A 23,063-nucleotide genomic window follows, 5' to 3' on the forward strand; every position below is an offset into this window, starting at 1 on the left:
CTAGCTAGCGGAAGGATGGAGGTGGGCTGAATGAAGCTGCTGAAGGGTTGCAGCGTCCACTCCGAGCGGATCAACGAAGGGAGCAAGGAACTGATCAACGGGTTTCTCGGCAGCAGTCAGGGCGATCGCCTGATCCAACCCTGCTGCACTGGCAACTTTTTGACTCGCGATCCAGGCATTAAAATCTGCTGGAGTTTCAGCAATAACTTTAGTTTTCATTGCACCATGGTAAGGACCACACAATTCAGCACAAATCACCGGATATTCACCCACGCGAGACGGCGTAAAGGCAAGTTCCGTAGGTGTACCAGGGATTGCATCCTGCTTTACCCGATACTCTGGCACCCAAAAAGCATGAAGCACGTCGTTGGCAGAAATCGCTAGATTGATTCGAGTACCCACTGGAACATGCAGTTCACCCGCAATCACTCCGCTATCTGGGTAGGTAAAAATCCAGGCATATTGCAGTCCAGCGGCTTGAACCGTCATTTCTGCTGGGGCATCAGTTGCTACAGGTGTAGAGTCTGTCATGGGCATAGCGTCTGGTGCGGCGGATGCTGAAGGGGCTGAAACAGCATCAACGGTTGCGTCAGTTGTAGCGTCAGTTAGGGTTGCAGCGATCGCCGCACCCGGCATTCTTGCCATTTCATGAGTGGGCTGGCTGTGGTGGGCAACGGAATGATCCATCGGGTCCAATCCGCCCATTGTGTTGTAAATGTCAAAGCTGTAAATTGCAATCCCCAACACAATTACCGCCGGAATTGAAGTCCAGAGAATTTCTAGGGGAATATTGCCCTCAATGTATGGACCATCGGTATCATCGCCAGGTTTACGACGAAATTTGAAGAACGAATACACGATCGCTCCTTGAACCAGCAAAAACAATCCAGTTCCAATCGTCATCATGATATCAAATAGCTCGTCCACTAGAGGCGCGTCTGTAGAAGCTGCCACAGGCATTAAGCCATGATTTTGTCCATACCAGAGACTCACAATCGTTAACACGATCCCGATTAACAGCGTTGCAATTGAACCTGGAATATTCACAAATCTCTCCCTTTTAACAGGCAACAAAAAAGCCAGTGATGCTTAAACCTAAAAAATCCTTTGTAAAAAGAAGTTGAGTAAAGACGATTGAAGGCGCTATAGCTCTAGCATGAGGCTGTATTTCTAGCATTAGATTTCTAAGATTAGATTTGGCATGAATTCAATCTCGGAAATACGCTATCAATTTACAGCAGAGTAGGGATATGTTATCGAGAAAAAATTCAACTCACTCATTCAACTCACTCCTTTATTAGGGTAAACCACGTTTCCAGAGAATCCGTGTACAGCACTACCAGCATGAGTCGTTATTCACAAAAATCAACTGGTACTAACGCGCCTGTTTCCAACTTAGCGACTTTCTAGCCTTTATGCAGCCTTGGATATTGGGAGAAAGTGAAATTTATCTTTAAGTTTCACTCCCTTTTTTCTTTGGAGCAAAGGTTTAAGACTGGCGGCGATCGATGAAACTGAGAGGTATTCCTTCCTATTAAAATTAGAAGTGCCCCGATCGCCCTTTCCCTACTCCCTCATCACTATGTCTGATTCAATCATTAGGGTCACAGTCAAGCTATTTGCGGCATATCAAGAGGCGTGTGGAGTATCAGACTTGCAACTGGAGTTGCCCACAGGGACAAAGGTTGAAGCCGTGCGCGATCGCCTAATTGCCGCCCATCCTCAACTCGCTCAGTGGCAAGATTTAACCCGATTTGGCGTAAATTTACAATTTGTCCCACCAGAAACCGTCTTGCAATCCGGCGATGAAGTCGTTTTGATTCCGCCCGTGAGTGGTGGATAGTATCGCGATACCTAACATCATGCTCTACCTGCTAGTACGCTAAAGATGTTGCTACTCATTTACGTGAAACCATGACCCTTCCCCAACTTCCAATTTCTACGCCTGCGGCATTGCTTTATGGCATTGTGGCAGCATCGGCATTGATTTATTTACCTTTTTTGTTAGTGGCTTATGGGCGTATCCAAATTGGGTTTCAGGCGCTAGAAACTCCACGGGCGCTGGTGGATAAGTTGCCGATCTATGCTCAACGAGCAACCTGGGCACATCAAAACGCCTTTGAAGCGTTCATGCTATTTACAGCGGCGGCACTGATGGCTTATGTGACTCAAGTGACTTCTCCCAATGCGGCTTGGGCAGCGATCGCCTTTGTCATCGCACGCACTCTCTATCCCGTTTTTTATGTTTTGAATTTTGTTCCAGGGCGATCACTGATGTTTGCGATCGGCTCCACTAGCATCTTTACCCTGTTTGTCCTCAGCTTGAAACAGCTTGGGTAGAAGTTCGGGGGTTCAGGGTTTGGAGTTCGGGGTTCGTATTTCGCGCCTCGTACTCCGTACTTTCTGCAACACAACGTAACGTAGGGAAGCAATTGTTCCGCAGCAGAACGTTTTAGACTTTTAAGAACTGATGCATCCTTAATCTGAATTATGTTTCCAGTTCATCGTCCTCGTCGCCTTCGTAGCCATCCTCAGCTTCGCCGCATGGTGCGTGAAACGGTATTAACCACCAGCGACTTGATCTATCCGCTGTTTGCAGTTCCGGGTGAGGCGATCGCCAAAGAAGTGAAATCCATGCCGGGAGTGTTTCAGCTTTCGGTAGACAAAATTGTTGAAGAAGCTAAGGAAGTCTACGATCTGGGAATTCCTGGCATTATTTTATTTGGCATTCCCGCTGATAAGGATGACGACGCGACGGGCGCTTGGCATGATTGCGGCATTGTCCAAAAAGCGGCAACTGCGGTTAAAGAAGCGGTGCCCGACCTGATCGTGATTGCGGATACCTGCTTGTGTGAATATACTGCCCATGGACACTGCGGCTACTTGGAAGTAGGCGACCTAACGGGACGAGTACTCAACGATCCCACTTTGGAACTCCTGAAAAAAACCGCCGTTTCTCAAGCGAAAGCAGGCGCAGACATTATCGCTCCTTCTGGAATGATGGATGGCTTTGTGCAGGCAGTGCGTCAAGGGCTAGATGCGGCAGGTTTTCAAGATACGCCGATCATGTCCTATGCTGCAAAATATGCTTCGGCTTATTATGGTCCCTTCCGGGATGCTGCCGACTCTACGCCTCAGTTTGGCGATCGCCGCACCTACCAAATGGACCCAGGCAATGCCCGCGAAGCTCTCAAAGAAATTGAACTAGACATTGCCGAAGGCGCAGACATGCTCATGGTCAAGCCTGCCTTGTCCTACATGGATATCATCTGGCGTGTAAAAGAAGCCTCCAACCTGCCCGTTGCTGCTTACAACGTCTCTGGTGAATATGCCATGATCAAAGCCGCCGCCCTCAATGGCTGGATCGACGAACAGCGCGTCGTTTTGGAAACCCTAACCAGTTTCAAACGTGCCGGAGCCGACCTAATTCTCACCTACCATGCCAAAGATGCCGCTCGTTGGTTAGGCGCTTAAAGTCATGCCGTTTTGAGTTTTGGTTTTGAGTTGTGGGTTTTGAGTTGTGGAAGTTTTACTCAGTCACGGTCTCAACCTCAGATCTGTTGCGTCCTCCATTTGAATTGGTAACGCGATGTGCAACTTTTCTGAAACAACACAAAGATCGCCCTCACCCTAGCCCTCTCCCAGCGGGCGAGGGAACAAGAGGAGAGGGAACAAGAAATGTCCGAAAGCTCCTCTCCTGCGGGAGAGGAGTTTGGGGTGAGGGTTCTTAGTTGCACATCGCGTAAAATCTTGCAAATCAGGCTGGGTTAACTGTGATTCGTCCTCGGCACACGATTTGCTGTGGATGAATCGTTAACTCCTCCAAACACACCTCCGAGCCAAGATCAAACGTAAAACTGGTTGGCAAATTAGCCAGTGAACCCGGCTCCAGTCCACCTTTTAACTGGCAATCAAACTGATCCAACCGCAGGCGATCGCTTCCTTCAAGCGCGAGTTGAGTTTGCACAATTAGCGGATACTGCTGATTATTCTGCACCAGCGTTGTATTGAATATCAGTCCGCCCTCTTGCAGCGTGACTTGAATATTGTGCAGTTCAGCCGTCGTACCATCTAACCCGCTTGGGGTCTCGTTTTGCAATAAGCCAAGTAAAAAATCGCTGACCGCATTCCCCAACAAGGGCGCATGTAGGGAACTGTTCAAATCTGCTGCCGATAGCGTCACTCTGCCGCTAACCGGAAATGGAACGAGTAGGCGAAAGGGCTTGCCTCGCAGCACTTGCCCCAGATTGGTTTGAATCGCTTGGGCTGTGACTCGAACATGGCTAAAGTGTAACCCTTGATAAATTGCTTTATGGGCAGAAGCAACCACTTGAGAGAGTGAACCCGATAAAAGCTGGCGATCGCCAGCTTCAATCTCCAGTTCCAGTGCTTCTACATGCTCAAGCTGCGATCGCAGCCAAAGCCTCACCGCAGGCGACAATACCCGACTAATGACTCGGCTTTGCTGGCGATCGCCATGGCTATGTTGAGTTTCATCAACTAAATCTGCCAAATCAAGCTCTGGTAAATGGCTTTGTTCTTGAGGTTCGCGACCTGACATGTGAATACGCTTTAACGACCGTACTATGTCTCCTGAGTATATCGAGTTGTGCCGTTCAACCCGCTTAAATCTCGCAGCGCGGTTCCTAGTGATCCCCATCCGAATCAAAATGTTATGAAAATTTGACATAGTGATCTCGCGATCGCTTAAGTATTCGTCAAACGCTTCAAAATTCTTTGTTCTAGCACTTGACCCTGCCGCCGCTTTCTTGCAACATTAATTTAACAATTGATCCTGATGCGTCAAAATACCTAGTTTGCCATCAGGCGTTAGTTAGAAATCCTAGGTTTTTTATAGAAAGTCATCTTTATCCTTTCGATTAGCTTGGAGCCATTATCTTGTCTACAGAACGTCCCCCCATTGATGAAATGACGCTGCGGCAACTTCGTAGAGTCGCCAGCGAATGCGGTGTTTCCCGCTATAGCCGGATGCGGAAAGATCAGCTTTTAGCAGCGATTCAAGCGATTCAAGCCATGCAGCAACAAGGTGAGATCGCGGCTCAACGTGAAAGAGCGCCTCAAGAGGTCGTGGAAACTGCCAAATTTAATCTGGGTCAAGATGATCTCACTGGTGGAGCCTTGGCATCAGTTGATGAAGGCTTACCAGACTTACCCCAAGGATATGGCGATAGTCGAATTGTCCTAATGCCTCGCGATCCCCAGTGGGCATATACCTATTGGGATATTTCCTTTGCGGCAAAACAAGAACTTCGGCAACAAGGAGGACAGCAACTTGCCCTGCGTATCTATGATGTAACCGATGTTAGTCTGCTGTTTCAGGCACCCCACAGCATTCAGGAATATCCTTGCGATGAGCTAGCACAAGAGTGGTATTTACCCATTCCAGTCAGCGATCGCGACTATGTAATCGATATTGGCTATCGCTGTGCTGACGGACGCTGGTTAACGTTGGCGCGCTCAGCCCCCGTTCGGATTCCGCCCATCTACCCATCGGATTGGATTGAAGACCACTTTCTCACAGTTCCTTGGGAAGAAGAACTACGCGGCAAAACCTACGCCACTTTAACTTCCCCCGGAAAACAACTGGGTGTTGATCCATCTGTTTCTGCCTATGAACCAGTTTATGGCTTAACCGAAGTGAATCAAGCTGATCATGTTGCTGGGTCTATTTATAGCTCTACCGAACAAACACAAGTTCCAGGCTCGATACAACATGTAGCTGGTTCAATGCAACATGTAGCTGGTTCAATGCAACATGTGGCTGGTTCAATGCAACATGTGGCTGGTTCAATGCAACATGTGGCTGGTTCAATGCAACATGTAACTGGCTCAATGCAACATGTAACTGGCTCAATGCAACATGTAACTGGCTCAATGCAACATGTGGCTGGTTCAATGCAACAATCTGTGAGTTCTTATGTGCTTGCTTCTGGCTCTGGTATGTGGGCAGCCCCGGGTGCAATAACCATGTCTGGGGCTGGCAGCATGTCTGGAGTTGGAATAACCATGTCTGGGGCTGGCATGATGTCTGGTGTGGGCATGACAACATCTGGGGCTGGCATGTCTGGAGTTGGAATAACCATGTCTGGGGCTGGCATGATGTCTGGAGTTGGCATGTCTGGAGTTGGTTTTTCAGGCTCTTTACCCATTACCCGTCCGCGTCAATTTTGGCTCATTGCAGATGCGGAGTTAATTGTGTATGGAGCTACCGAACCAGATGCCACGGTCACAGTAGGCGGTCGCCCGATCGCCCTTAATCCTGATGGCACTTTCCGGTTTCAAATGTCTTTCCAAGATGGACTGATTGACTACCCGATCATGGCAGTTGCCGCCGATGGTGAGCAGATGCGCGCTATTCACATGAAATTTAATCGCGAAACTCCAGAACGCCGGACTAATACAAAAGAAGAAGCCGTTGAAGAATGGCTTTCCTAGCGGTTTTGATTAAAGTTTGCTTTTAGTTTTTCTCCCCTGAACGGGATCAGGGGAGTTTTTCCATGTTAGGCAGGCAAATCTTTCATCCTTTGGCAAGATCCCAAGGCGATCGCGGTATGAGAAAATACTCAAAAACTAATGATCCCAACTGAACTATCGATTCAACTCAGCCAGCTATTTGGAGAGCAAGTTGAACTCCTAGCGCCTGGATCGTGGCAAATAGATACTCCCGAATTTCGCTTGTTGGTGCTGCTGTCTGATGATCAGTCGTGGCTCCGATTGCTGGTGGCGATCGCTCCTGCTCAAGAGGCTCAACCGTTTATTGAGCAATTGATGGAAGATAACTTTGATTTCACCCAACAAACCCGCTACGCCCTACAACAAAATGTTTTGTGGGGCATTTATCAACATAGTTGTGCAACGTTAACGTCAGAAGACTTTATCTCCGCAGTACAACGGCTGCTTCAGCTTCGTCAGCGAGGTTTAAGTGATTGCTTTAGCCGTCTCATAGAAGCTAGAGTCCGTCAGATTGTTCAGGTTGCTAAACATCAAGGGCAATCCCTCGGAGCAACACTACAAACATTAGACCGTTTCTATGAAGAAGGGATGCTGGGCGATATGCAAGCAGGCGCCGAAGCGCGAGAAGAAACCCTCAGCGCATGGCGTTACCAATTAACGCGGCTATGGGAAGAAGTTAATCCATAAGGGAGATTGAAATGGATACAAGAGAAATTAAACAAGAAGCCAACAGCTTGTATATAGAAGTTTTACCTTTGCTGCAAATCAACAAAGAATATGAACGCTTTTTGCTCACCGATCTCGCTCAAATTGTTCTGATTTGTGGACGAAGTAACAATGAAATTACCGCTAATGAGTTATTAGGGTTTATTACAATCTATGCCTTAATTAAGCAAGACAAAGAACGCTTGAAAGCCGTCTTTGATCAGTGGGAGTTTTTACCAGATATTCGGTTGAAATATCAAAAAGAAGCTCTAAAACTTCTGTTAGAACTACAAAAAGAAGCGCCTGTAACTCATCAGCTTTTCTTACCCTTAATGCTGAAAAAAATGGATGAGGAAAAGGGCACAAGCTTTCTAAATAAAACGGTAAATAGTCTTTATCGATTTGCCCAATCGGTTGTTAAAGCAGATGGCAATATTACGTTAGAAGAAGCGGGAGCATTAGCCACGATTTGGCAACTTTTGCATACATATGAAACTGATCCGCAAGCCTTCACTAACCCGGCTAAAACCCTACAGGAAAAAGCGGATGCTGCTGAGGAACCAGAAAGCCTAGAGAAAGTTTTAGATGAACTGAATCAATTAGTTGGAATGACCAACATTAAAGAAGAAATTCGGACATTAACTAATTTTTTGAAAGTCCAAAAAGTTCGGACAGAACGCGGTTTGGCAACGACTTCAGTTTCATTACATTCTGTGTTTTCGGGTCCGCCGGGAACTGGAAAAACGACAGTAGCTCGATTAACGGGTCGAATTTTTAAAGCACTAGGATTTTTAGCCAAAGGACATTTAGTTGAAACCGATCGCGCGGGTATGGTGGCAGAATTTATCGGTGGCACCGCTAAAAAAGTAGACGAGAAAGTAACCTCTGCACTAGATGGAGTGCTGTTTGTGGACGAAGCTTATGCACTTGTTCCGGTGGATAGTTCTCGCGACTTTGGGCAAGAAGCAGTAGATTTGTTGTTGAAACGGATGGAAGATTATCGCAGTCGTTTAGTAGTGATTGCTGCTGGCTATACCGATGAAATGGCGCGATTTGTTGAATCTAATCCTGGGTTGAAATCGCGGTTTAATCGCTATTTTTATTTCAATGATTATACGCCCGATGAACTGGTAGCCATCTTCAAAAAAATGTGCAAAGACAGCCATTTTTCACCGACAGAAGAGGCGAATCAAAAACTGAAAACGTTACTAACAGAACTGTATGAAAATCGCGATCGCACCTTTGGTAATGGACGCTTAGTACGAAATTTGTTTGAAAAAACGATCGAGCAACAAGCAAATCGATTAGCCGTAATCAACACATTAACCGATGAAATTTTGACCACTATTTTGCCAGAAGATATTCCAGCGGCGAATGTGGTAGATCCCAGGCAAGCAATGCGCGCCCCTATTCCAGTTGTCACGGCTGCTGCTCCTGATGTTGCAGCGCCTCCCGTGTCCAGCCCTGATGCGATGCTAGACCCGTTAACAACGCTGATGTTGCAATCGCTTAAACCCATGGGAGTCACTGCCAAACTGCGAATGACGGGCGATCGCCTCCAGGTTGTTTTTGAAGCCGATCCCGCACCTGATCCCGTGGAAATGTCTGCGCTAACAGTAAGTCTGCTCAAACGAGTGCCTTGGCAACCCATCAGCCAAATTCAGCTTTATGGACGGCTACCTAATGCAGATTTTCCCGAATGGAGCCGCGAATTTGACTTGAATGAAGACTCCTAAACTGTTAGCCCTCTAAAAAACTTGTTAATAGCCAACGCATAATTTGGCTTATGCCACCAACGAGGCTTTGGGACGAGCAAAAATCATGCGTCCTGCTGAAGTTTGTAGCGCACTCGTAACAATCACTTGCACCTCTCCACCGCCCAAGTAGCTCCGCCCTTCTTCCACTACAACCATCGTGCCATCATCCAGGTAGCCAATGCCTTGAGTGGGTTCTTTGCCCTCTTTCAAAATCTTTAGATCAATGCTGTCTCCTGGCAAATAGCTTGGACGCACTGCCTGAGTTAGATCATTGACGTTTAGAACCTGAACCTTTTGCACCGTGGCAACTTTGCTCAAGTTGTAATCGGTGGTCAGCAAAGTGCCGTTAATTTCTTGCGCCAACCGTACCAGTTTGGCATCGACCATGGGCACATCGTCATAGTCTGCCGAATTAATCACAATGCGATCGGGATAAGCTTCTCGCATCCGGTTCAGAATATCCAAACCACGCCGACCGCGCACCCGCTTTTGATCGTTGGATGCATCTGCAACCTGCTGTAATTCCTGCAAAATAAACTGAGGTACGAGCAGTTGTCCTTCTAAGAACCCCGTTGCCAATAATTCTTCAATCCGACCGTCGATGATGCAACTGGTATCCAGTAACTTTGTTGAAGCTGGCTTTAAGGTGCCTTCGGTAAACAGTAAGGTTTCAACCGAGTTTGGATTGATGAGCCTGAGCAATGCCCGTCCGTGAGTGTCGGCTAGAGACGTTCCCGATACTGCAAATAGAAGACTGCCCACGACTGCAATCAGCGGCTTAATAAACGAAAATTCTGGAGGAATCGGTAGCAAAAATGTGGGAGCCAACAGCAAATTAGCCACAAGCAAGCCCAGCACCAAACCGATCGCCCGACTCAACAACACATCCGCAGGCATGGCACGAACCTGACGTTCTAATCGCCGAAAGCCCGTTTGCACTGCAAAGCCCACAACTAGCCCAATCAGTGCCCCAAAAACAGCAATGACGAATTGGAGAGCGCCCTCGTCTGACACTTGCAGCAAGACACTAGCAGGCAGGTCTTCAATGCCATAGAAGCCAATCCCCGCCCCTGCCAGCATGAATGAAATAATTATGATTGCATCTAGCATAGATTCACATGTGTTAGGGACGTATCCTGATGCCAAGAGGCTCAAGGAAATGCCAAGCTGGGTTAGATCGCCAATTTGCCCATGATAGAGGATCGATGGAACAGGGCGGGCAACTGTTCTGGCTTTGCTGACAAGTTGGCATGTTTTATTATACTCTCCACACTTGTGTTCCTTGGGACAAAAGTATGCTATCTGCTTACATCCACAGTCCGTTTTGTCGGCGACGCTGCTACTACTGCGACTTTCCTGTGTCGGTGGTGGGAGATAAAAATCCGACGACGGGCGATCGCATCAATGGCAGCAATTCCGGCACGATCGCCCGGTATGTGGAGTTCTTGTGTCAAGAAATTCGGCAGCAAGCACCGGATGCTTCAGGGTTGGGCAAGCCGCTTAACACCATTTTCTTTGGCGGCGGAACTCCTTCCTTGCTGGCAGTTGCTCAGGTTGATCACATTTTGCAAACATTAGATCAACATTTTGGCATTGCCACGGACGCAGAAATTTCGATGGAAGTTGATCCGGGGACATTCGATCTGGCGCAAATTGCAGGCTACCGAGCCGCTGGAGTGAATCGGGTCAGCGTGGGAGTTCAGGCATTTCAAGAAAATCTGCTGCAAACTGCTGGGCGATCGCACACCGTAGAGGACATTTACAGAGCATTTGACTCCATTCGAGCGACCGGGTTAATGAATATCAGCCTGGATTTGATTTCTGGACTGCCGCATCAAACCCTGGCAGATTGGGAAACGTCTTTGGAGAAAGCGATCGCCCTATCTCCCGCCCATCTATCCTGTTATGACCTAACCGTAGAGCCAGTCACCGCTTTTGGTCGGCAATATAAACCCGGCATTAAACCGCTGCCTTCCGATGAAACCACGGCTGAAATGTATCGCATGGCGCACCAGGTCTTAACCACCGCAGGCTATGACCATTACGAAATTTCTAACTACGCCAAACCGGGCTACCAATGTCGACACAACCGTGTTTACTGGGAAAATCGCCCGTTCTATGGATTTGGCATGGGCGCAACCAGTTATATTGCTGGCGATCGCGTTGCTCGTCCCCGAAAAACTGGGGAATATTATGAGTGGGTGGAAAAAGGGGAAAGGGGAAACAGGAAAAAGGAAGAAAGCGGAAATCTAGATTTACTGCTCGATACATTAATGTTGGGGTTGCGATTGCAGGAAGGATTGGCGATCGCAACCTTGGTAGAGCAGTTTGGAGAAGCGGCGATCGCGCGAGTCTGGCGGCGTTTGCAGCCTCACCGCAAAACCGGATGGGTCGCCGTTGAGCCAAAAGACACTTCGCTGGAAATGCCAATTTCTGGACGAGTCAAGCTCACCAACCCTGAAGGATTCCTCTTTTCTAACGTTGTCCTAACAGAGCTATTTGAGGAATTTGAAGCAGAATAAGCTATTCCCTATTCCCTATCCTTACAAAAGCTCTTGCATATCAGGATTGGCTTGAATTTCTTTTAGCACTTGTTTAATGTCCTGGGTGCGGTCTTTCTTCACAATCAATGTCACTTTACCGTCTCGGACAACGACAACATCTTCCAGACCCAAGGTAACGATCACTTCTTCTGGATCGGAGGCATAGAGCAGAGCGCCGCTGGTGTTTAAGCCGACATGGGTTGCCAGTTCCACGTTGGGCTTGTCGCTTTGCATCAGGCGATCGATCGCGTTCCAATCGCCCAAGTCATCCCACCCAAAAGACACGGGTAACACATACGCCTGCTGGGTTTTCTCCATTAGGGCATAGTCAATACTTTTCTTGGGCAGGCTGGGATAAATCGCCACGCCGCTTTCTTCTAAAGGAGTCAAAATTTCGGACGCATGGATTCGCAGTTGATCGAGGGTTACGCCAGCCCGAAAGACGAACATACCGCTGTTCCAGCTAAATTTGCCTGTTGCTAGAAATTCCTCTGCTGTGGCGCGATCGGGTTTTTCGGTGAAGCGATCGACCCGATAAGCCGCAAAACCCGGCTCAGGGGTTGCAGCATCGCCTCCATAAACGCCCTGCTTTTCGCCCTGCTGAATGTAGCCATAGCCTGTAGCCGGATAGGTCGGAGCAATTCCCAAGGTGACGATCGCGCTTTCCTTCATAGCCAGTTCCGCAGCGGCGGCAAGAGTGGCACAGAAAGCCGCTTCATCGGCAATCCAATGATCCGCTGGAAAGAACCCCACCACCGCATCATTGCCATGCCGACGAGCAATCTCTAAGGTACTCCAAGCCACCGCAGGGGCAGTATCCCGACCTTCGGGTTCAATCAACAAATTGCTTTCTGGCATTTGGGGCAACTGTTCCCGCACCAAGTCTGCTAGGTGAGCGGCGGTCACGACCCAAACGGCATCCCAACTGCCTGCCATCGTCAGCAAGCGATCGGCGGTTGACTGCAACAAGCTCTTACCGCTGCCATCAAGGCTGAGGAATTGTTTGGGGCGACTGCGACGGCTGAGGGGCCAGAAGCGTTCACCTTTGCCACCTGCCAAGATTACAGGGATGAGAGAGGGGGTACTCATAAAATTCTCCAAACGTTAGGAATGATTGAGCATTAGGGAGCGCAACGCGCACCATTAGTGTTCACAAGATTTCAAGCATTTGCACAGTGAGATCGCACCAATCTTCATCGGAGCTTTGAACTGACCCGTTGTTTTACGGAGGGTTGATAAAGCAAGGTCACTACTTTTGCGATCGCGTCACTATCATTCTGCCTGAAGGGTTGTTTTAGAGACCATGCGGGTTTTCTTGCGATCGCCCTCCGAAAGTCCTTCGCCAGATTGTAACCGCGTGGCGTTTTGTTGCAGCACGGTGGCGGCTCCATCATCACCCATTTGCAGCGCCGTTTTAGCAGCAGTTTGCATCATCGTTGCCGCACCTGCCATATCGCCTTGTTGCAGTTTGGTTTCCGCAATTTTAGTTTGCCGATATTTTGCTAATGCCAAAATTTGCTGCTGCACGTCAGGGTTAGGGGCGGGTTGAAAGTCGCTGATGTAGTCGGCATAGACCGGAATTTTTTCAGAGAGTAATCCTTCGGCATTGGTCGCTGGGTCATCATAGCGAATCTGGGCTTGGGCGATCGCCTGCGATCCGGCTGCCATTTGATTCAGATACAGGTTCGCCAAAATAACTCTAGGCACTTCGACCATTAAATCTCCTAGTCGCACAATAGCCTGTGAGCCTTCTTGCATCACCGTTAGCTCAATTGTATCGGGTGCCACTTGAGAAATGGGTTTCAATTCTGCCAACCGCATACCCGGAGCAAGCGATAGCACCAAATGGGCATTGGTTAACCCAATCGACTGTACTCGGCTGAGCAACCGACTAAACTCTGCCACGGCTTCTTCTGGATTTTGAATATAAGACATAGCACCGCCGCCCGCATCAGCAATACTTTCCAGCACATCTTGATTCCAAGCATCCCCTAAGCCGAGGGTATTAATCGTCAAGTTATAGCCCGTTGCTAATTTGGCTAATTTCAAGCAGCGATCGTTGTCGCCATGCTCGTTTTCGCCATCGGTCAGTAAAAATGCCTGGGAAATGGTGCCTTGCTTGCCTTTTGCCATTTCTTCAACGCCAAGACGCAACCCCTCATCGATCGCCGTTCCCCCGCTTGCCTTCAGTTGATTAATCTGCAACTTCAAACTGGCAGGATTGTCTACTACTTGATGGGGCACCAACACTTTTGCTTTATGGTCAAACCCAATAATGGAAATGCGATCGCCTAATGAGAGGCGATCTACCAATCGCTGAGCCGCCTGACGAATCGTATCGATCGGTCGTCCGCTCATAGATCCACTGTGATCCAAAATCAGGCAGAGGTTCAGCGGTGCCGTCTGGCTAAATTCATCAGCGATCGCCGACATCGAAACCGATAGCTGGCGTTGACTCAAGGGCTGAGCCACATCGACACGGGCATCACTGAGGGCAACCTGTAAACCAACTCTCATAAATGAATTATCCTGTCGCAGCGTGAGATAGAACAAGGTCAAGGCTTAAAGGCTGGAATTATGAGCTACTCGGAGCGTCCAAAGATTCAAAGCTCAATCCAATACTCCAGCATAGGCGAAATGCTGGAATAGGGACTGTCACGCTAATATGAATAAACAGTGCCGTTCTCCTAGGCAAAACATTTCAGGTGATACGCTGCTATGACATCATCCATTCAAGCTGCTCAGTCTCCCTACTATGGTGGTGGAGACTCCTACATGCGGACTCCGCCACCGGATATGCCGTCTCTCCTATTGAAGGAGCGCATCATCTATCTTGGATTGCCCCTTTTCTCATCCGATGACGTAAAGCGGCGAGTTGGGATTGATGTAACCGAGTTGATCATTGCTCAGCTTCTTTACCTTCAGTTTGAAGATCCAGAAAAGCCGATTCGGTTTTATATCAACTCCACTGGAACCTCTTGGTACGATGGCGACGCGATCGGTTACGAAACCGAAGCCTTCGCAATTTGCGACACCCTAAGCTACATTAAACCTCCTGTACACACAATTTGTATTGGTCAAGCCTTAGGCACCGCAGCAATCATCCTGTCTTCGGGGGCTAAAGGGTTCCGTGCTAGCCTCCCCCATGCCTCTATCGTGTTAAATCAACCCCGTACAGGCGCTCAAGGGCAGGCAACCGATATTCAAATTCGTGCCAAAGAAGTGCTAGCAAACAAGCAGTCTATGCTAGATATTTTGGCTAGAACCACAGGGCAATCTCCCGAAAAGCTAGCAAAAGATACCGATCGAATGCTTTACATGACTCCGCACCAAGCGGTGGAATATGGGCTGATCGATCGCGTTTTAGAAAGCACAAAAGAAGCGCCCAAAGAAGTCCTTGCCGCTGCCAGTTAACATTACCAATCCAAGTAATTTTCTTATTCAAAGGAGTATCTCTTATGCCTATTGGCATTCCTAGCGTTCCTTATCGTCTTCCTGGTAGCACTTACGAGCGCTGGATTGATATTTACACCCGGCTTAACCAAGAACGGATCATTTTCTTAGGACAAGAGGTCACTGATTCGCTGGCAAATTCTACTATTGCCGCGATGCTGTACTTGGATTCGGATGATCAAAACAAGCCCATTTACCTTTACATCAACTCTCCAGGGGGGTCTGTAACTGCTGGCATGGCAATTTATGACACCATGCAGCACATCAAATCTGAAGTGGTCACTATCTGTGTGGGCTTAGCAGCATCCATGGGAGCCTTTTTGCTAACAGCGGGCAGCAAAGGCAAACGATTAGCGCTACCTCATGCCCGGATCATGATTCATCAACCGCTGGGTGGCACCGGACGACGACAAGCGACGGATATTGAAATTGAAGCAAAGGAAATTTTGCGGATTCGCCAGGAGCTTAACGGCTTAATGGCAGAGCGGACGGGGCAATCGATTGAAAAGATCCAAAAGGATACCGATCGCGATTACTTTATGTCGGCTCAAGAAGCAAAAGAATATGGCTTGATTGATAGTGTGATTGAAACAGTCAATTAGGAACTATCTTCAAGTTCTTGTTACTAAGTTGCCTCAGCAATGGCAGAATGCTTATTATTTTGCTGTTGCTGAGCTTGATGAATTCCGCAGATTGCTATCGATTGCTTGGACTGTCTGGTGAGGCTTCCTTTGAGGATATCAAGGTTGCCTATCGGAGTTTAGCAAGAAAATATCATCCCGATGTAAGCTCTGGGGATCAACGTGCCAAAGATAAGTTCATTGAAGCAACGATCGCCTACAAATGGTTACTAAACAGTGTGCCTCGTGAAATTAATCAACACCAAGCTGTAACAAACCAGCATAACTATCAAGCCTCAGTATCAAAGGCACGTCCTGGCAAGCAAACTAAACCAGCGGTGCAGGTTCAGGTAAACCCATCGCTTTCTCCTTTAGAGCAGCAGTTAAAGGCGAGTTCCTATCAACAGTTACAGCAGCTTTTGAGAACCCAAAAATTTCCTAGAGCGATCGCCCTAGTCGAAAGCTTGGCTCAACGCATGTCTCGCGATCCAGAAGTGATTCAATGGCAGGCGATCGTTTACCAGCAATGGGGACGGTTTCTCATTCGAGATCATCAAATTGACAAAGCCCGAATTTATTTAAGAAAGGCTCTACAGACTGATCCCCATAATCGTTCTTTGTGGGCAGAAGTTGAAAAAGACTTCCGCTGCATCAGTAAATGATCTAAGAGAAAATACTGAATTTTGATCAAGTTGAGCCTTACAACTCTCATAAAAAGGCGAAACTTCCCTCTACAGGTGCATTTTCAGAAAGACTTTGATATAGTTTAAGTGAAAGGATTCTATTTAGAGCTTCGGTTCTACGCTTTGAGACGTGCTTCTCACATAGTCCTTCTAGTATTCTTTAGATCAAGCTCATAAAACTAAATTAGCTAAGAACTTTGGTAGATCTCATTGAGAGTTTACGGATTTTATATTTTTTTAGTTTATTGCTAATACGGTGCTTAATTTTTGAGTTGTCCGTCTGACCTGTTGAATAGTACAGGGTTTTTTGAGTGGTAGCTATTTCTTCTCATCCAGTGAAGCGAAGTTGGAATACGATAAGCTTTGCTTCAACTCTTTATTTAGTTCCTATTTTGGAGTTGCTGCTAGCAGAAATTCCATGTCAGTGGAGATCAGAGGTGAAGCTTGGGCTGCAAGAAGCTTTAGTCAATGCAGCGAAGCATGGAAACAAGCTAGACCCCGGCAAAACGGTCTTAGTTCGGTTTTCAATTATCACTGATCACTATTGGTGGATCATTTCAGACGAAGGGGCTGGGTTTAGACCTCCCCAAGCTTGGGAGATTGGGTTAGATCAAAGTTCGGTTTGCCAAGAGCGAGAATGCGGTCGTGGACTGTATATTCTTCACCAAGTTTTTGACAAGGTGCAGTGGAATCGCCAAGGAACAGAGCTTCGCTTATGTAAGCAAGTGAAGAATCTATCTAAGATGCCCATAGTTCAATAAAGAGTAGCGCAAGGCACTATTGATTCCTAAGCAGGTATTTTTGTTGAAAAGCAATTTTTACTGCTGAGGGGGCGAAACAAGTGATTGTGTTCTGGATGATATAAAGGCGATCGCTCCCTTTCTCCGGAGCGATCGCCTTTTTTAGAACTCTAAAGTGATCGATTTTCAAAGCGACCATATTTTTGCCAGTGTTCGTAGCCGCTGCGGACTTGTCTCAGGCGGACTGCGTTGGCAACATCTGGATTTTTGGTGAGATAGCTCGCTTCGTTGAATCGGGGAAAGCGTCCTTCATAGCGCCCAAAACTGCGGTAATGGCTGCAAGCAGTTTTAACCCGTCCTTGGCGGATAGCGGCTTCTACGTCTTGGTAGGCGAGGCGATAAAACTGCTCGTCAAATCCATTAACTGAGCAGGCGTTTGAATTGCGATCGTCATCATACCGATTGTTGTTGCGATCGCGATTATTGCGGTTGTTACGGTTGTTGTCGTTATCAACGAGCCGCCCACAAACAACCTGTCCGGAGTTAGTTTCGACACAAGCTTGCTGTTGAAATTGGGAGAAGGCTGGTTCCACCATAGCTCCTAGCCCCACCATTGAAATTAGGGTTGAAACCACACCGAACGCACCCCAACCCATACGAGTCGGCACAGAAGCTACCATAGATATCTCCTTAAGGAAAATCAAAGTGATCTAGATCTGTTTTTCTAAGACAGAATTTTTAGAGGAATGTTCCACTCTCGGCTAAAAAATTAGGGCAGCGGATGGCAGGCAAAGTGCGAAGTGCGAAGTCCGAAATGCAAAGTTGAAAGGCAGAAGGTAACGGAAATCCTTTTTCCACATGGCTTCTACCTTTTTGTGAACATTCACAAAGTGCATCTAACGATTTGACCCAAAAACAGTCTAATTTTTTTGGTATCCTCGTCATCAGTGTTTTGCGAATTGGTGAATGATCCGGGTTAAGTCTTTTTCAAGATGGCATTAGGCGTACATTCGTCAAATCGCTGATTAAGAAGGACGAAAAATATGATTATGTTCTGGGTTATACAAGCGCGATCGCGTTGGAGCAAATGGCGCAGAGAAGTTCTGGGTTGCGATCGTTTTAGGAACCGTGGTAGCCGCTAAAGCAGGACTAACAATATACAGTGTTGTCCGAATCAAATTTTCTGCTTGGGTTACTTCTGCCATCTGGGTTAACGGCACCAGCAGAATTTTTTCATCCTCCCAACCAATGCGAAAGCAAATCGCAACGGGTGTGTTTGCCGGGTAGTGCTGCATTAATTGCTGTTGAGCCTTTTCTACATGCTGAGCGCTCAGGTATAAACAAAGGCTAGCCTGATGCGCTGCCAAAGTTGATAGCTCTTCTGCCTCTGGAACTTGAGTGCGTCCACTGATGCGGGTCAAAATGATGCTTTGCACTATGCCTGGAACCGTTAGCTCTACTCGCAATTTAGCAGCAGCAGCCTGAAACGCACTAATTCCTGGGATCACTTCAAAGGGAATTTCTGCTTCTAACAACGCTTGCATTTGCTCTTGGATGGCTCCATATAAGCAAGGATCGCCTGAATGAAGCCGCACAACTGACTTTCCTGCTTGCACTTTTGCCACCATTACCGCCAAGATTTCATCCAAGGTTTTGTGGGCAGTCCGAATGACTTCAGCATCGGATCGAAGCGATCGCAACAGTTGCTCAGGCACCAGGGAATCAGCAACTACAACCACATCCGCTTGGGCTAGCAGGCGGTGGGCTTTGACTGTCAATAGCTCTGGATCGCCAGGACCCGCTCCAACGATGTAAACCATGGGAGGAAGGAAAGGCTGCATCGTTTTTTTTGACAAACTCGTCATAAATTTTGCAATTTCAATTCAATTACTCCGGATACGAGACTGATTTTTAGAAGAAAGAAATGGTAGATGCACCCTGATTAAAACCCTGGAGTTTATCTCTGGGGTTTTCTTTTTTATTCCATGGGTCAGCCGCTTACCTATAAGTAATGGGCTGTTGGGGAATCTGCAAATTCTATTGGTTAGAATCACTCAGATCTGTTTTTTGCAGTGTGGCAGCAGGGACGACATCCGGTAGCGATCGCCCCAGTTTATAGAGCCAAATTAATCCCAACACTCCTATCGTGATTTGCACCAAGCTAATCACTTGAGCAATGCGGAGCGCACCAAACATCAAGCTATCGGTTCGTAATCCTTCAATCCATAGTCTTCCAGCGCTATAAGCAACCAGATAAACCAAAAACAGCGTTCCAGTCTTGAGTTTTGGTTTGCCTTTTAAGTCTCTAAAAAACAGCACCATTAGCAGGGTGAAAACCATGAGATTCCACAGCGACTCGTATAGAAAAGTGGGATGGTAATACGCCATAGTTTCAAATCCAAAAGGACGGCGATCGCGCGGAATAAATAATTTCCACGGCAGATCAGTTGGGCTGCCAAATGCCTCAGAGTTAAAGAAATTGCCCCAGCGTCCAATCGCCTGCCCCAAAATCAACGACGGCGCAACTAAATCCGCTAGCTGCCAGAAAGAAATCTGCTTTAAGCGCGAAAAGATTAGGGCTGCCAGCAACCCACCCAAAATGGCACCATGAATCGCAATTCCCCCATTCCAAATCGCAATGATTTGCTCAGGACGGTTCACATAATCTTGCCACTGGAATAAAACGTAATATAAGCGGGCGCTAGGAATGGCGGCAACGACCAACCAAATTGCCAAATCAGCAATTAACTCTGGATCGACTCGACGACGACGCGCTAAATATTGAGATAAATTCACCCCAATTAAGACGGCTGAAGCAATCAGCAATCCATACCAGCGAATCGAAAATCCCGTTCCCTGAAACCAAGGAAGCTCTGATCCTGGAGACGTAAATTGAAAAGCAGGCAGCAGCAAGGAAGAAACCAAGGGACGTTCTCCTAAGAACGATTGACAAGCGACGGCTGCAAATATAGCAGTACAAGGAAAGGTCAAGACAACAACCATCCGTTATTCCTGATTTCTCAAGGATCTTTGTGTTCTAACCTGTTTTAACCACCGTGCCACAGACTTGATTCTAGTTGCTATGGGTGATTTTGCAGGAAGCTTTTATCGTCCCCGAATGCGATCGCCCCTAGGGGCGATCGTGTTCAAGCCTTTCAAGTCGCGAATATCAGCATTTCAGCGTGTCCTTAAAGCCGACTTTTCATCTCCTTAACAATTTTACTGGTTGCATCATCAGCAGCTTTACTCAAAATTTCGTCTGAACCGCTGCTACCACTGCTGCCACCTATCCCAAACACAGACCCACCACCGCTGCTGCTTGAGGATTCTCCAACCGAATTCCAAGCTGCAATAATGCTTTGAGTGGTGGTATCAACAGCACGGGCAGTAAGTTGCACAGTGGCTTTCTGGGTTTCCGAATTGCCACCAATGCCAAAGAGTCCGCCGCTTGCCCGTTTAGTTTCAACATTAAAGCGAGTGACTGTGCCCACGATGACGGCATCTACACCCAATGCTTTACCCACTTTAACTGCTGTAGCTTCATCCATTGGACCGCTGATGCCTTTTTCTTTCAGATAGTTTTCGACAGCACCGCGAGAAACGACTGAATAGGTTCCGTCGTTCACTAATTTGTTGATCAACAGTTCACTAATGCCTCTCGCAGCACCACTGCCTCGATAGGAATACCAGTAGCTAGAATCGCCAGTATTGGCAAAGTCGAAGTCAACGACAACAACTTTTTTCTTTTTAGTTGGAACTTGAGCCACAGCCTGCTCAGGAGACCCTACCCCTGGAAAAAATGGTGCCACTATTCCGACCATCAGCATGAAGCTGAGAGAACAGTGGGAAAGCAACAGAAACTGCTTTTTGCTGAGTATTTTGGTCATTGCTAGTGTCCCTTTAAATTAAAGATCAATCTACTAAAATTGACAGAGATTTCAGACGATGATTTTTTCAAACAGTTAGTATACCCACCCACTTTAAAAACCATGGGTCATCTGTAAGTATCCATCATTTATTACGGGTTAATTTCCTGAAATCTCCAGTTTGGGTTGGTCAAACTCGTGAGGATGTGGTCTTCCCATTGCCCGTTGATTCGGAGATAGTCTCTGGCATAGCCTTCTACTGTGAAGCCTAACCGCTTAAGCACATTGGCGCTTCGTTGATTGCGAGGCATGTAGTTTGCGGTGATGCGATGAAAGTTTACCTCGGCAAAGACAAAATGAATAGCGGTTTCCAGAGCTTCGGTCATGTAGCCGTTGCTTTGTTCTGTTTCTGCCAAGCTGTAGCCTAGAACGCATGAATGGCAGACACCGCGAAGAATCTGATAAAAGTTAATTTTGCCAATCAGAACGGTTGGCATCGTTTTTTTGAATAGGCAGAATTTGATTGCCTGATCATAATTGAATTCGATCAGGGCTTTTTCGATTTGGTCTTGCCAAAAGCCAAAGGTATAGAAGTCTTCAGAACGAGTGGGTTCATAGGGAGTGAGAAAGTCTCGATTTTCTAGGTAAAAATTGAGCATGGTGGGAACATCGTCGCGGGTTGCCAATCGCAAAATCAGGCGTTCAGTTTCAAGGGTTGGCAGTCTAAGGTAGCCGATCGCTTGCCATTCTGAAAGCATGGTTACCCCCATTAAGCTCGGATGCGATTGCACAGATCGTAAAAACTGCTCCAATCATCTTCCTCCGTTATTTTTTCCCACACGGCTTCAATTTCTGGACGAAGGGGCACGATGGCAGGATTATTTTGCTGAAGTCGAGCTTTGATTGCTGCCATTTCTGCCTCTGGCACACTTAATAACTCATTGAAATATTGCACCTTCCACTGGCTAAATACCGTGTTGAAGGCATCATCTTTTAGGTCTACTGATGCCAAGATTATGGCTGCGTCATCTCGCCAAACTGAGGAAAAATCTTGAGTGAGTTCTGAAAAAAAGCCAGGATAGCTAATCTGAGACTCTTTGAGGAATCGTAGGGTTGTTTTTAATAATTCTGTGCTGGCTGGTGTGAGGTCACCGGGTAATCCCAGTTTATTCAGCATCCGCTTTTGGTAAGTTTGCTGGTAATGAGTCCCAAATTGAGAAAGCCCTGCATCTAAATCTGCTTTGGAAATCACGCGCCCTAAGGGAGCCTGGAGCATTTCCAAATTCCAGCGACAGATTTCGGGTTGATTGGCGTAACTGTAGCGCCCATAGTAATCAAAATAGGCGGCGGTAAACGTGGGATCAAAGGTGGGAATGAAGGCGAAGGGTCCGTAATCAAAGCTTTCGCCTGTAATCGACATGTTATCGGTATTCAGCACAGCATGGCAAAAACCCGCAGCCATCCACTGGGCGGCAAGTTCAGCGACCCGCAGCACCAGTTCCGCATAAAACAAGGAATAGCGGTCTGGATTGCTTAACAAGTGGGGATAGTATTGCTCGATCGCATGATCCAGCAAAGTGGCAATTAGGTCTTTGCGATCGTAATGATGCAATCGCTCGAAGGTGCCAAACCGAATATGCGATCGCTGCATTCGGATCATGACCGATGCTCGTGTGGGTGACGGTTCATCGCCTCGCCACAGTTGATCTCCGGTTTCAATCAGGCTCAAACAGCGCGAAGTTCTCACCCCCATGCGGTGCAATGACTCAGCGGCAAGCACTTCTCGCACACCGCCTTTGAGGGTCAGCCGACCATCGCCCCCACGAGAATAAGGCGTGGTGCCTGATCCTTTGGTGCCAAAGTCGTAGAGTTCGCGATCGGCAGTCCGCACCTGCCCATACAAAAAACCTCTGCCGTCTCCCAATGCGGGATTGTAGCTACCAAACTGGTAGCCGTGATAGCGCAGTGCGAGAAACGGACGGGGCGGAGTCTGAAATTTGCCAAAAGCGTTGATGAAATCTTCGTCACTGACTGCTTGTGGGTCGAGTTCCAAAATTTGCAGTAGGTCGTTGTTGCGGAACCGCAGGATATGCTTGGGAAACTCGGCAGCCGCAACAATATCGTAATAGTCATCGCCTAACCGCTCTAGTAGTCTGTCAAGAAAGAATTGATGGATAGAGACGCTTGAGTTTGATGCGGGCATCTTGAGTCGTAAATTGCCA

At 47.5% G+C, this 23,063-nt stretch carries 23 protein-coding genes; 12 read left to right on the plus strand and 11 right to left on the minus strand.

Annotated features, from left to right (window positions below):
* Entirely contained in the window at positions 1 to 1,047 is a 1,047-nt protein-coding gene (locus AB3R30_RS11625) for a cytochrome c oxidase subunit II (RefSeq protein WP_458649350.1), read from the minus strand.
* Positions 1,048 to 1,582: 535 nt separating this feature from the next.
* On the opposite strand from AB3R30_RS11625, the gene AB3R30_RS11630 reads away from it, so the two are divergent.
* From AB3R30_RS11630 to hemB, 3 genes are all read left to right on the plus strand, one after another.
* Entirely contained in the window at positions 1,583 to 1,843 is a 261-nt protein-coding gene (locus AB3R30_RS11630; RefSeq protein ID WP_458649351.1) for a MoaD/ThiS family protein, read from the plus strand.
* A 71-nt stretch (positions 1,844 to 1,914) separates the two neighbouring features.
* Complete coding sequence (locus AB3R30_RS11635; RefSeq protein ID WP_458649352.1) at positions 1,915 to 2,340, plus strand: MAPEG family protein; 426 nt, start codon at positions 1,915 to 1,917, stop codon at positions 2,338 to 2,340.
* Between the two features lie 150 nt (positions 2,341 to 2,490).
* A complete protein-coding gene (hemB, locus tag AB3R30_RS11640) occupies positions 2,491 to 3,474 on the plus strand; it encodes a porphobilinogen synthase (protein ID WP_458649353.1) in 984 nt (327 codons plus the stop codon).
* 283 nt (positions 3,475 to 3,757) lie between these two features.
* Here the strand turns inward: hemB and AB3R30_RS11645 are convergent, their stop codons facing one another.
* The gene (locus tag AB3R30_RS11645) at positions 3,758 to 4,561 is read right to left on the minus strand and encodes an LmeA family phospholipid-binding protein (protein WP_458649354.1); all 804 of its coding nucleotides are present in this window, start codon (positions 4,559 to 4,561) and stop codon (positions 3,758 to 3,760) included.
* Between the two features lie 338 nt (positions 4,562 to 4,899).
* Between AB3R30_RS11645 and AB3R30_RS11650 the strand changes: the two genes are divergently transcribed.
* From AB3R30_RS11650 to AB3R30_RS11660, 3 genes are all read left to right on the plus strand, one after another.
* Positions 4,900 to 6,456, plus strand: a complete 1,557-nt coding sequence (locus AB3R30_RS11650) for a DUF4912 domain-containing protein (RefSeq protein WP_458649355.1) — start codon at positions 4,900 to 4,902, stop codon at positions 6,454 to 6,456.
* 138 nt (positions 6,457 to 6,594) lie between these two features.
* On the plus strand, positions 6,595 to 7,161 hold the full coding sequence (locus AB3R30_RS11655; protein ID WP_458649356.1) for a hypothetical protein: 567 nt from the start codon (positions 6,595 to 6,597) through the stop codon (positions 7,159 to 7,161).
* Between the two features lie 11 nt (positions 7,162 to 7,172).
* A complete protein-coding gene (locus AB3R30_RS11660; protein ID WP_458649357.1) occupies positions 7,173 to 8,915 on the plus strand; it encodes an AAA family ATPase in 1,743 nt (580 codons plus the stop codon).
* 48 nt (positions 8,916 to 8,963) lie between these two features.
* Here the strand turns inward: AB3R30_RS11660 and AB3R30_RS11665 are convergent, their stop codons facing one another.
* Positions 8,964 to 10,046, minus strand: a complete 1,083-nt coding sequence (locus AB3R30_RS11665; RefSeq protein ID WP_458649358.1) for a PIN domain-containing protein — start codon at positions 10,044 to 10,046, stop codon at positions 8,964 to 8,966.
* A 185-nt stretch (positions 10,047 to 10,231) separates the two neighbouring features.
* On the opposite strand from AB3R30_RS11665, the gene hemW reads away from it, so the two are divergent.
* On the plus strand, positions 10,232 to 11,458 hold the full coding sequence (gene hemW, locus AB3R30_RS11670) for a radical SAM family heme chaperone HemW (RefSeq protein ID WP_458649359.1): 1,227 nt from the start codon (positions 10,232 to 10,234) through the stop codon (positions 11,456 to 11,458).
* A gap of 21 nt (positions 11,459 to 11,479) precedes the next feature.
* Here the strand turns inward: hemW and AB3R30_RS11675 are convergent, their stop codons facing one another.
* Both AB3R30_RS11675 and AB3R30_RS11680 read right to left on the minus strand, forming a co-directional pair.
* Positions 11,480 to 12,568, minus strand: coding sequence for a mannose-1-phosphate guanylyltransferase (locus AB3R30_RS11675; protein ID WP_458649360.1), 1,089 nt, complete (start codon positions 12,566 to 12,568; stop codon positions 11,480 to 11,482).
* 183 nt (positions 12,569 to 12,751) lie between these two features.
* Positions 12,752 to 13,996, minus strand: coding sequence for a vWA domain-containing protein (locus AB3R30_RS11680; RefSeq protein WP_458649361.1), 1,245 nt, complete (start codon positions 13,994 to 13,996; stop codon positions 12,752 to 12,754).
* A gap of 201 nt (positions 13,997 to 14,197) precedes the next feature.
* On the opposite strand from AB3R30_RS11680, the gene AB3R30_RS11685 reads away from it, so the two are divergent.
* From AB3R30_RS11685 to AB3R30_RS11700, 4 genes are all read left to right on the plus strand, one after another.
* On the plus strand, positions 14,198 to 14,893 hold the full coding sequence (locus tag AB3R30_RS11685; RefSeq protein ID WP_458649362.1) for an ATP-dependent Clp protease proteolytic subunit: 696 nt from the start codon (positions 14,198 to 14,200) through the stop codon (positions 14,891 to 14,893).
* A 44-nt stretch (positions 14,894 to 14,937) separates the two neighbouring features.
* A complete protein-coding gene (locus tag AB3R30_RS11690) occupies positions 14,938 to 15,534 on the plus strand; it encodes an ATP-dependent Clp protease proteolytic subunit (RefSeq protein ID WP_458649363.1) in 597 nt (198 codons plus the stop codon).
* Positions 15,535 to 15,581: 47 nt separating this feature from the next.
* Positions 15,582 to 16,214: a J domain-containing protein gene (locus AB3R30_RS11695; protein ID WP_458649364.1), complete on the plus strand. Its 633-nt coding sequence runs from the start codon at positions 15,582 to 15,584 to the stop codon at positions 16,212 to 16,214.
* Positions 16,215 to 16,546: 332 nt separating this feature from the next.
* Positions 16,547 to 16,996 carry an ATP-binding protein gene (locus AB3R30_RS11700; RefSeq protein ID WP_458649365.1) on the plus strand — a complete coding sequence of 150 codons (450 nt, stop codon included), beginning with the start codon at positions 16,547 to 16,549 and terminating at the stop codon, positions 16,994 to 16,996.
* A 149-nt stretch (positions 16,997 to 17,145) separates the two neighbouring features.
* Here AB3R30_RS11700 and AB3R30_RS11705 read toward each other — a convergent pair whose 3' ends face one another.
* The 3 genes from AB3R30_RS11705 to lgt all read right to left on the minus strand — a co-directional run bounded on the left by AB3R30_RS11705 (position 17,146) and on the right by lgt (position 19,978).
* Positions 17,146 to 17,655 (minus strand): hypothetical protein, encoded by a 510-nt coding sequence (locus AB3R30_RS11705; protein WP_458649366.1) that lies wholly within the window; start codon positions 17,653 to 17,655, stop codon positions 17,146 to 17,148.
* 345 nt (positions 17,656 to 18,000) lie between these two features.
* On the minus strand, positions 18,001 to 18,840 hold the full coding sequence (gene cobM, locus AB3R30_RS11710) for a precorrin-4 C(11)-methyltransferase (RefSeq protein ID WP_458649367.1): 840 nt from the start codon (positions 18,838 to 18,840) through the stop codon (positions 18,001 to 18,003).
* A gap of 172 nt (positions 18,841 to 19,012) precedes the next feature.
* Positions 19,013 to 19,978 carry a prolipoprotein diacylglyceryl transferase gene (gene lgt, locus AB3R30_RS11715; RefSeq protein WP_458649368.1) on the minus strand — a complete coding sequence of 322 codons (966 nt, stop codon included), beginning with the start codon at positions 19,976 to 19,978 and terminating at the stop codon, positions 19,013 to 19,015.
* Positions 19,979 to 20,057: 79 nt separating this feature from the next.
* Here lgt and AB3R30_RS11720 point away from each other — a divergent pair, with 79 nt between their 5' ends.
* Complete coding sequence (locus AB3R30_RS11720) at positions 20,058 to 20,189, plus strand: hypothetical protein (RefSeq protein WP_458649369.1); 132 nt, start codon at positions 20,058 to 20,060, stop codon at positions 20,187 to 20,189.
* Here AB3R30_RS11720 and AB3R30_RS11725 read toward each other — a convergent pair.
* From AB3R30_RS11725 to AB3R30_RS11735, 3 genes are all read right to left on the minus strand, one after another.
* Complete coding sequence (locus tag AB3R30_RS11725) at positions 20,164 to 20,862, minus strand: CsgG/HfaB family protein (RefSeq protein WP_458649370.1); 699 nt, start codon at positions 20,860 to 20,862, stop codon at positions 20,164 to 20,166. The two genes, AB3R30_RS11720 and AB3R30_RS11725, sit on opposite strands and share 26 nt — an antisense overlap.
* 131 nt (positions 20,863 to 20,993) lie before the next feature.
* On the minus strand, positions 20,994 to 21,599 hold the full coding sequence (locus AB3R30_RS11730) for a GNAT family N-acetyltransferase (RefSeq protein ID WP_458649371.1): 606 nt from the start codon (positions 21,597 to 21,599) through the stop codon (positions 20,994 to 20,996).
* Between the two features lie 11 nt (positions 21,600 to 21,610).
* Positions 21,611 to 23,044: a protein adenylyltransferase SelO gene (locus AB3R30_RS11735; protein WP_458649372.1), complete on the minus strand. Its 1,434-nt coding sequence runs from the start codon at positions 23,042 to 23,044 to the stop codon at positions 21,611 to 21,613.
* Positions 23,045 to 23,063: the final 19 nt, after the last annotated feature.

It is taken from the genome of Sivoneniella epilithica UHCC 1019, assembly GCF_040830845.1.
In the GTDB taxonomy this organism is placed as follows: Bacteria; Cyanobacteriota; Cyanobacteriia; order Leptolyngbyales; family Leptolyngbyaceae; genus ULC077BIN1.

What these genes read in the sequence shown, in the direction of transcription:
- lgt (WP_458649368.1), bottom strand. Translation starts at nt 19,978, where the DNA reads ATGGTTGTTGTCTTGACCTTTCCTTGTACTGCTATATTTGCAGCCGTC.
- AB3R30_RS11720 (WP_458649369.1), top strand. Translation starts at nt 20,058, where the DNA reads ATGGGTGATTTTGCAGGAAGCTTTTATCGTCCCCGAATGCGATCGCCC.
- AB3R30_RS11685 (WP_458649362.1), top strand. Translation starts at nt 14,198, where the DNA reads ATGACATCATCCATTCAAGCTGCTCAGTCTCCCTACTATGGTGGTGGA.
- hemB (WP_458649353.1), top strand. Translation starts at nt 2,491, where the DNA reads ATGTTTCCAGTTCATCGTCCTCGTCGCCTTCGTAGCCATCCTCAGCTT.
- hemW (WP_458649359.1), top strand. Translation starts at nt 10,232, where the DNA reads ATGCTATCTGCTTACATCCACAGTCCGTTTTGTCGGCGACGCTGCTAC.
- AB3R30_RS11660 (WP_458649357.1), top strand. Translation starts at nt 7,173, where the DNA reads ATGGATACAAGAGAAATTAAACAAGAAGCCAACAGCTTGTATATAGAA.
- AB3R30_RS11705 (WP_458649366.1), bottom strand. Translation starts at nt 17,655, where the DNA reads ATGGTAGCTTCTGTGCCGACTCGTATGGGTTGGGGTGCGTTCGGTGTG.
- AB3R30_RS11690 (WP_458649363.1), top strand. Translation starts at nt 14,938, where the DNA reads ATGCCTATTGGCATTCCTAGCGTTCCTTATCGTCTTCCTGGTAGCACT.
- AB3R30_RS11655 (WP_458649356.1), top strand. Translation starts at nt 6,595, where the DNA reads ATGATCCCAACTGAACTATCGATTCAACTCAGCCAGCTATTTGGAGAG.
- AB3R30_RS11735 (WP_458649372.1), bottom strand. Translation starts at nt 23,044, where the DNA reads ATGCCCGCATCAAACTCAAGCGTCTCTATCCATCAATTCTTTCTTGAC.
- cobM (WP_458649367.1), bottom strand. Translation starts at nt 18,840, where the DNA reads ATGACGAGTTTGTCAAAAAAAACGATGCAGCCTTTCCTTCCTCCCATG.
- AB3R30_RS11630 (WP_458649351.1), top strand. Translation starts at nt 1,583, where the DNA reads ATGTCTGATTCAATCATTAGGGTCACAGTCAAGCTATTTGCGGCATAT.
- AB3R30_RS11645 (WP_458649354.1), bottom strand. Translation starts at nt 4,561, where the DNA reads ATGTCAGGTCGCGAACCTCAAGAACAAAGCCATTTACCAGAGCTTGAT.
- AB3R30_RS11675 (WP_458649360.1), bottom strand. Translation starts at nt 12,568, where the DNA reads ATGAGTACCCCCTCTCTCATCCCTGTAATCTTGGCAGGTGGCAAAGGT.
- AB3R30_RS11725 (WP_458649370.1), bottom strand. Translation starts at nt 20,862, where the DNA reads ATGACCAAAATACTCAGCAAAAAGCAGTTTCTGTTGCTTTCCCACTGT.
- AB3R30_RS11695 (WP_458649364.1), top strand. Translation starts at nt 15,582, where the DNA reads ATGCTTATTATTTTGCTGTTGCTGAGCTTGATGAATTCCGCAGATTGC.
- AB3R30_RS11635 (WP_458649352.1), top strand. Translation starts at nt 1,915, where the DNA reads ATGACCCTTCCCCAACTTCCAATTTCTACGCCTGCGGCATTGCTTTAT.
- AB3R30_RS11680 (WP_458649361.1), bottom strand. Translation starts at nt 13,996, where the DNA reads ATGAGAGTTGGTTTACAGGTTGCCCTCAGTGATGCCCGTGTCGATGTG.
- AB3R30_RS11665 (WP_458649358.1), bottom strand. Translation starts at nt 10,046, where the DNA reads ATGCTAGATGCAATCATAATTATTTCATTCATGCTGGCAGGGGCGGGG.
- AB3R30_RS11730 (WP_458649371.1), bottom strand. Translation starts at nt 21,599, where the DNA reads ATGCTTTCAGAATGGCAAGCGATCGGCTACCTTAGACTGCCAACCCTT.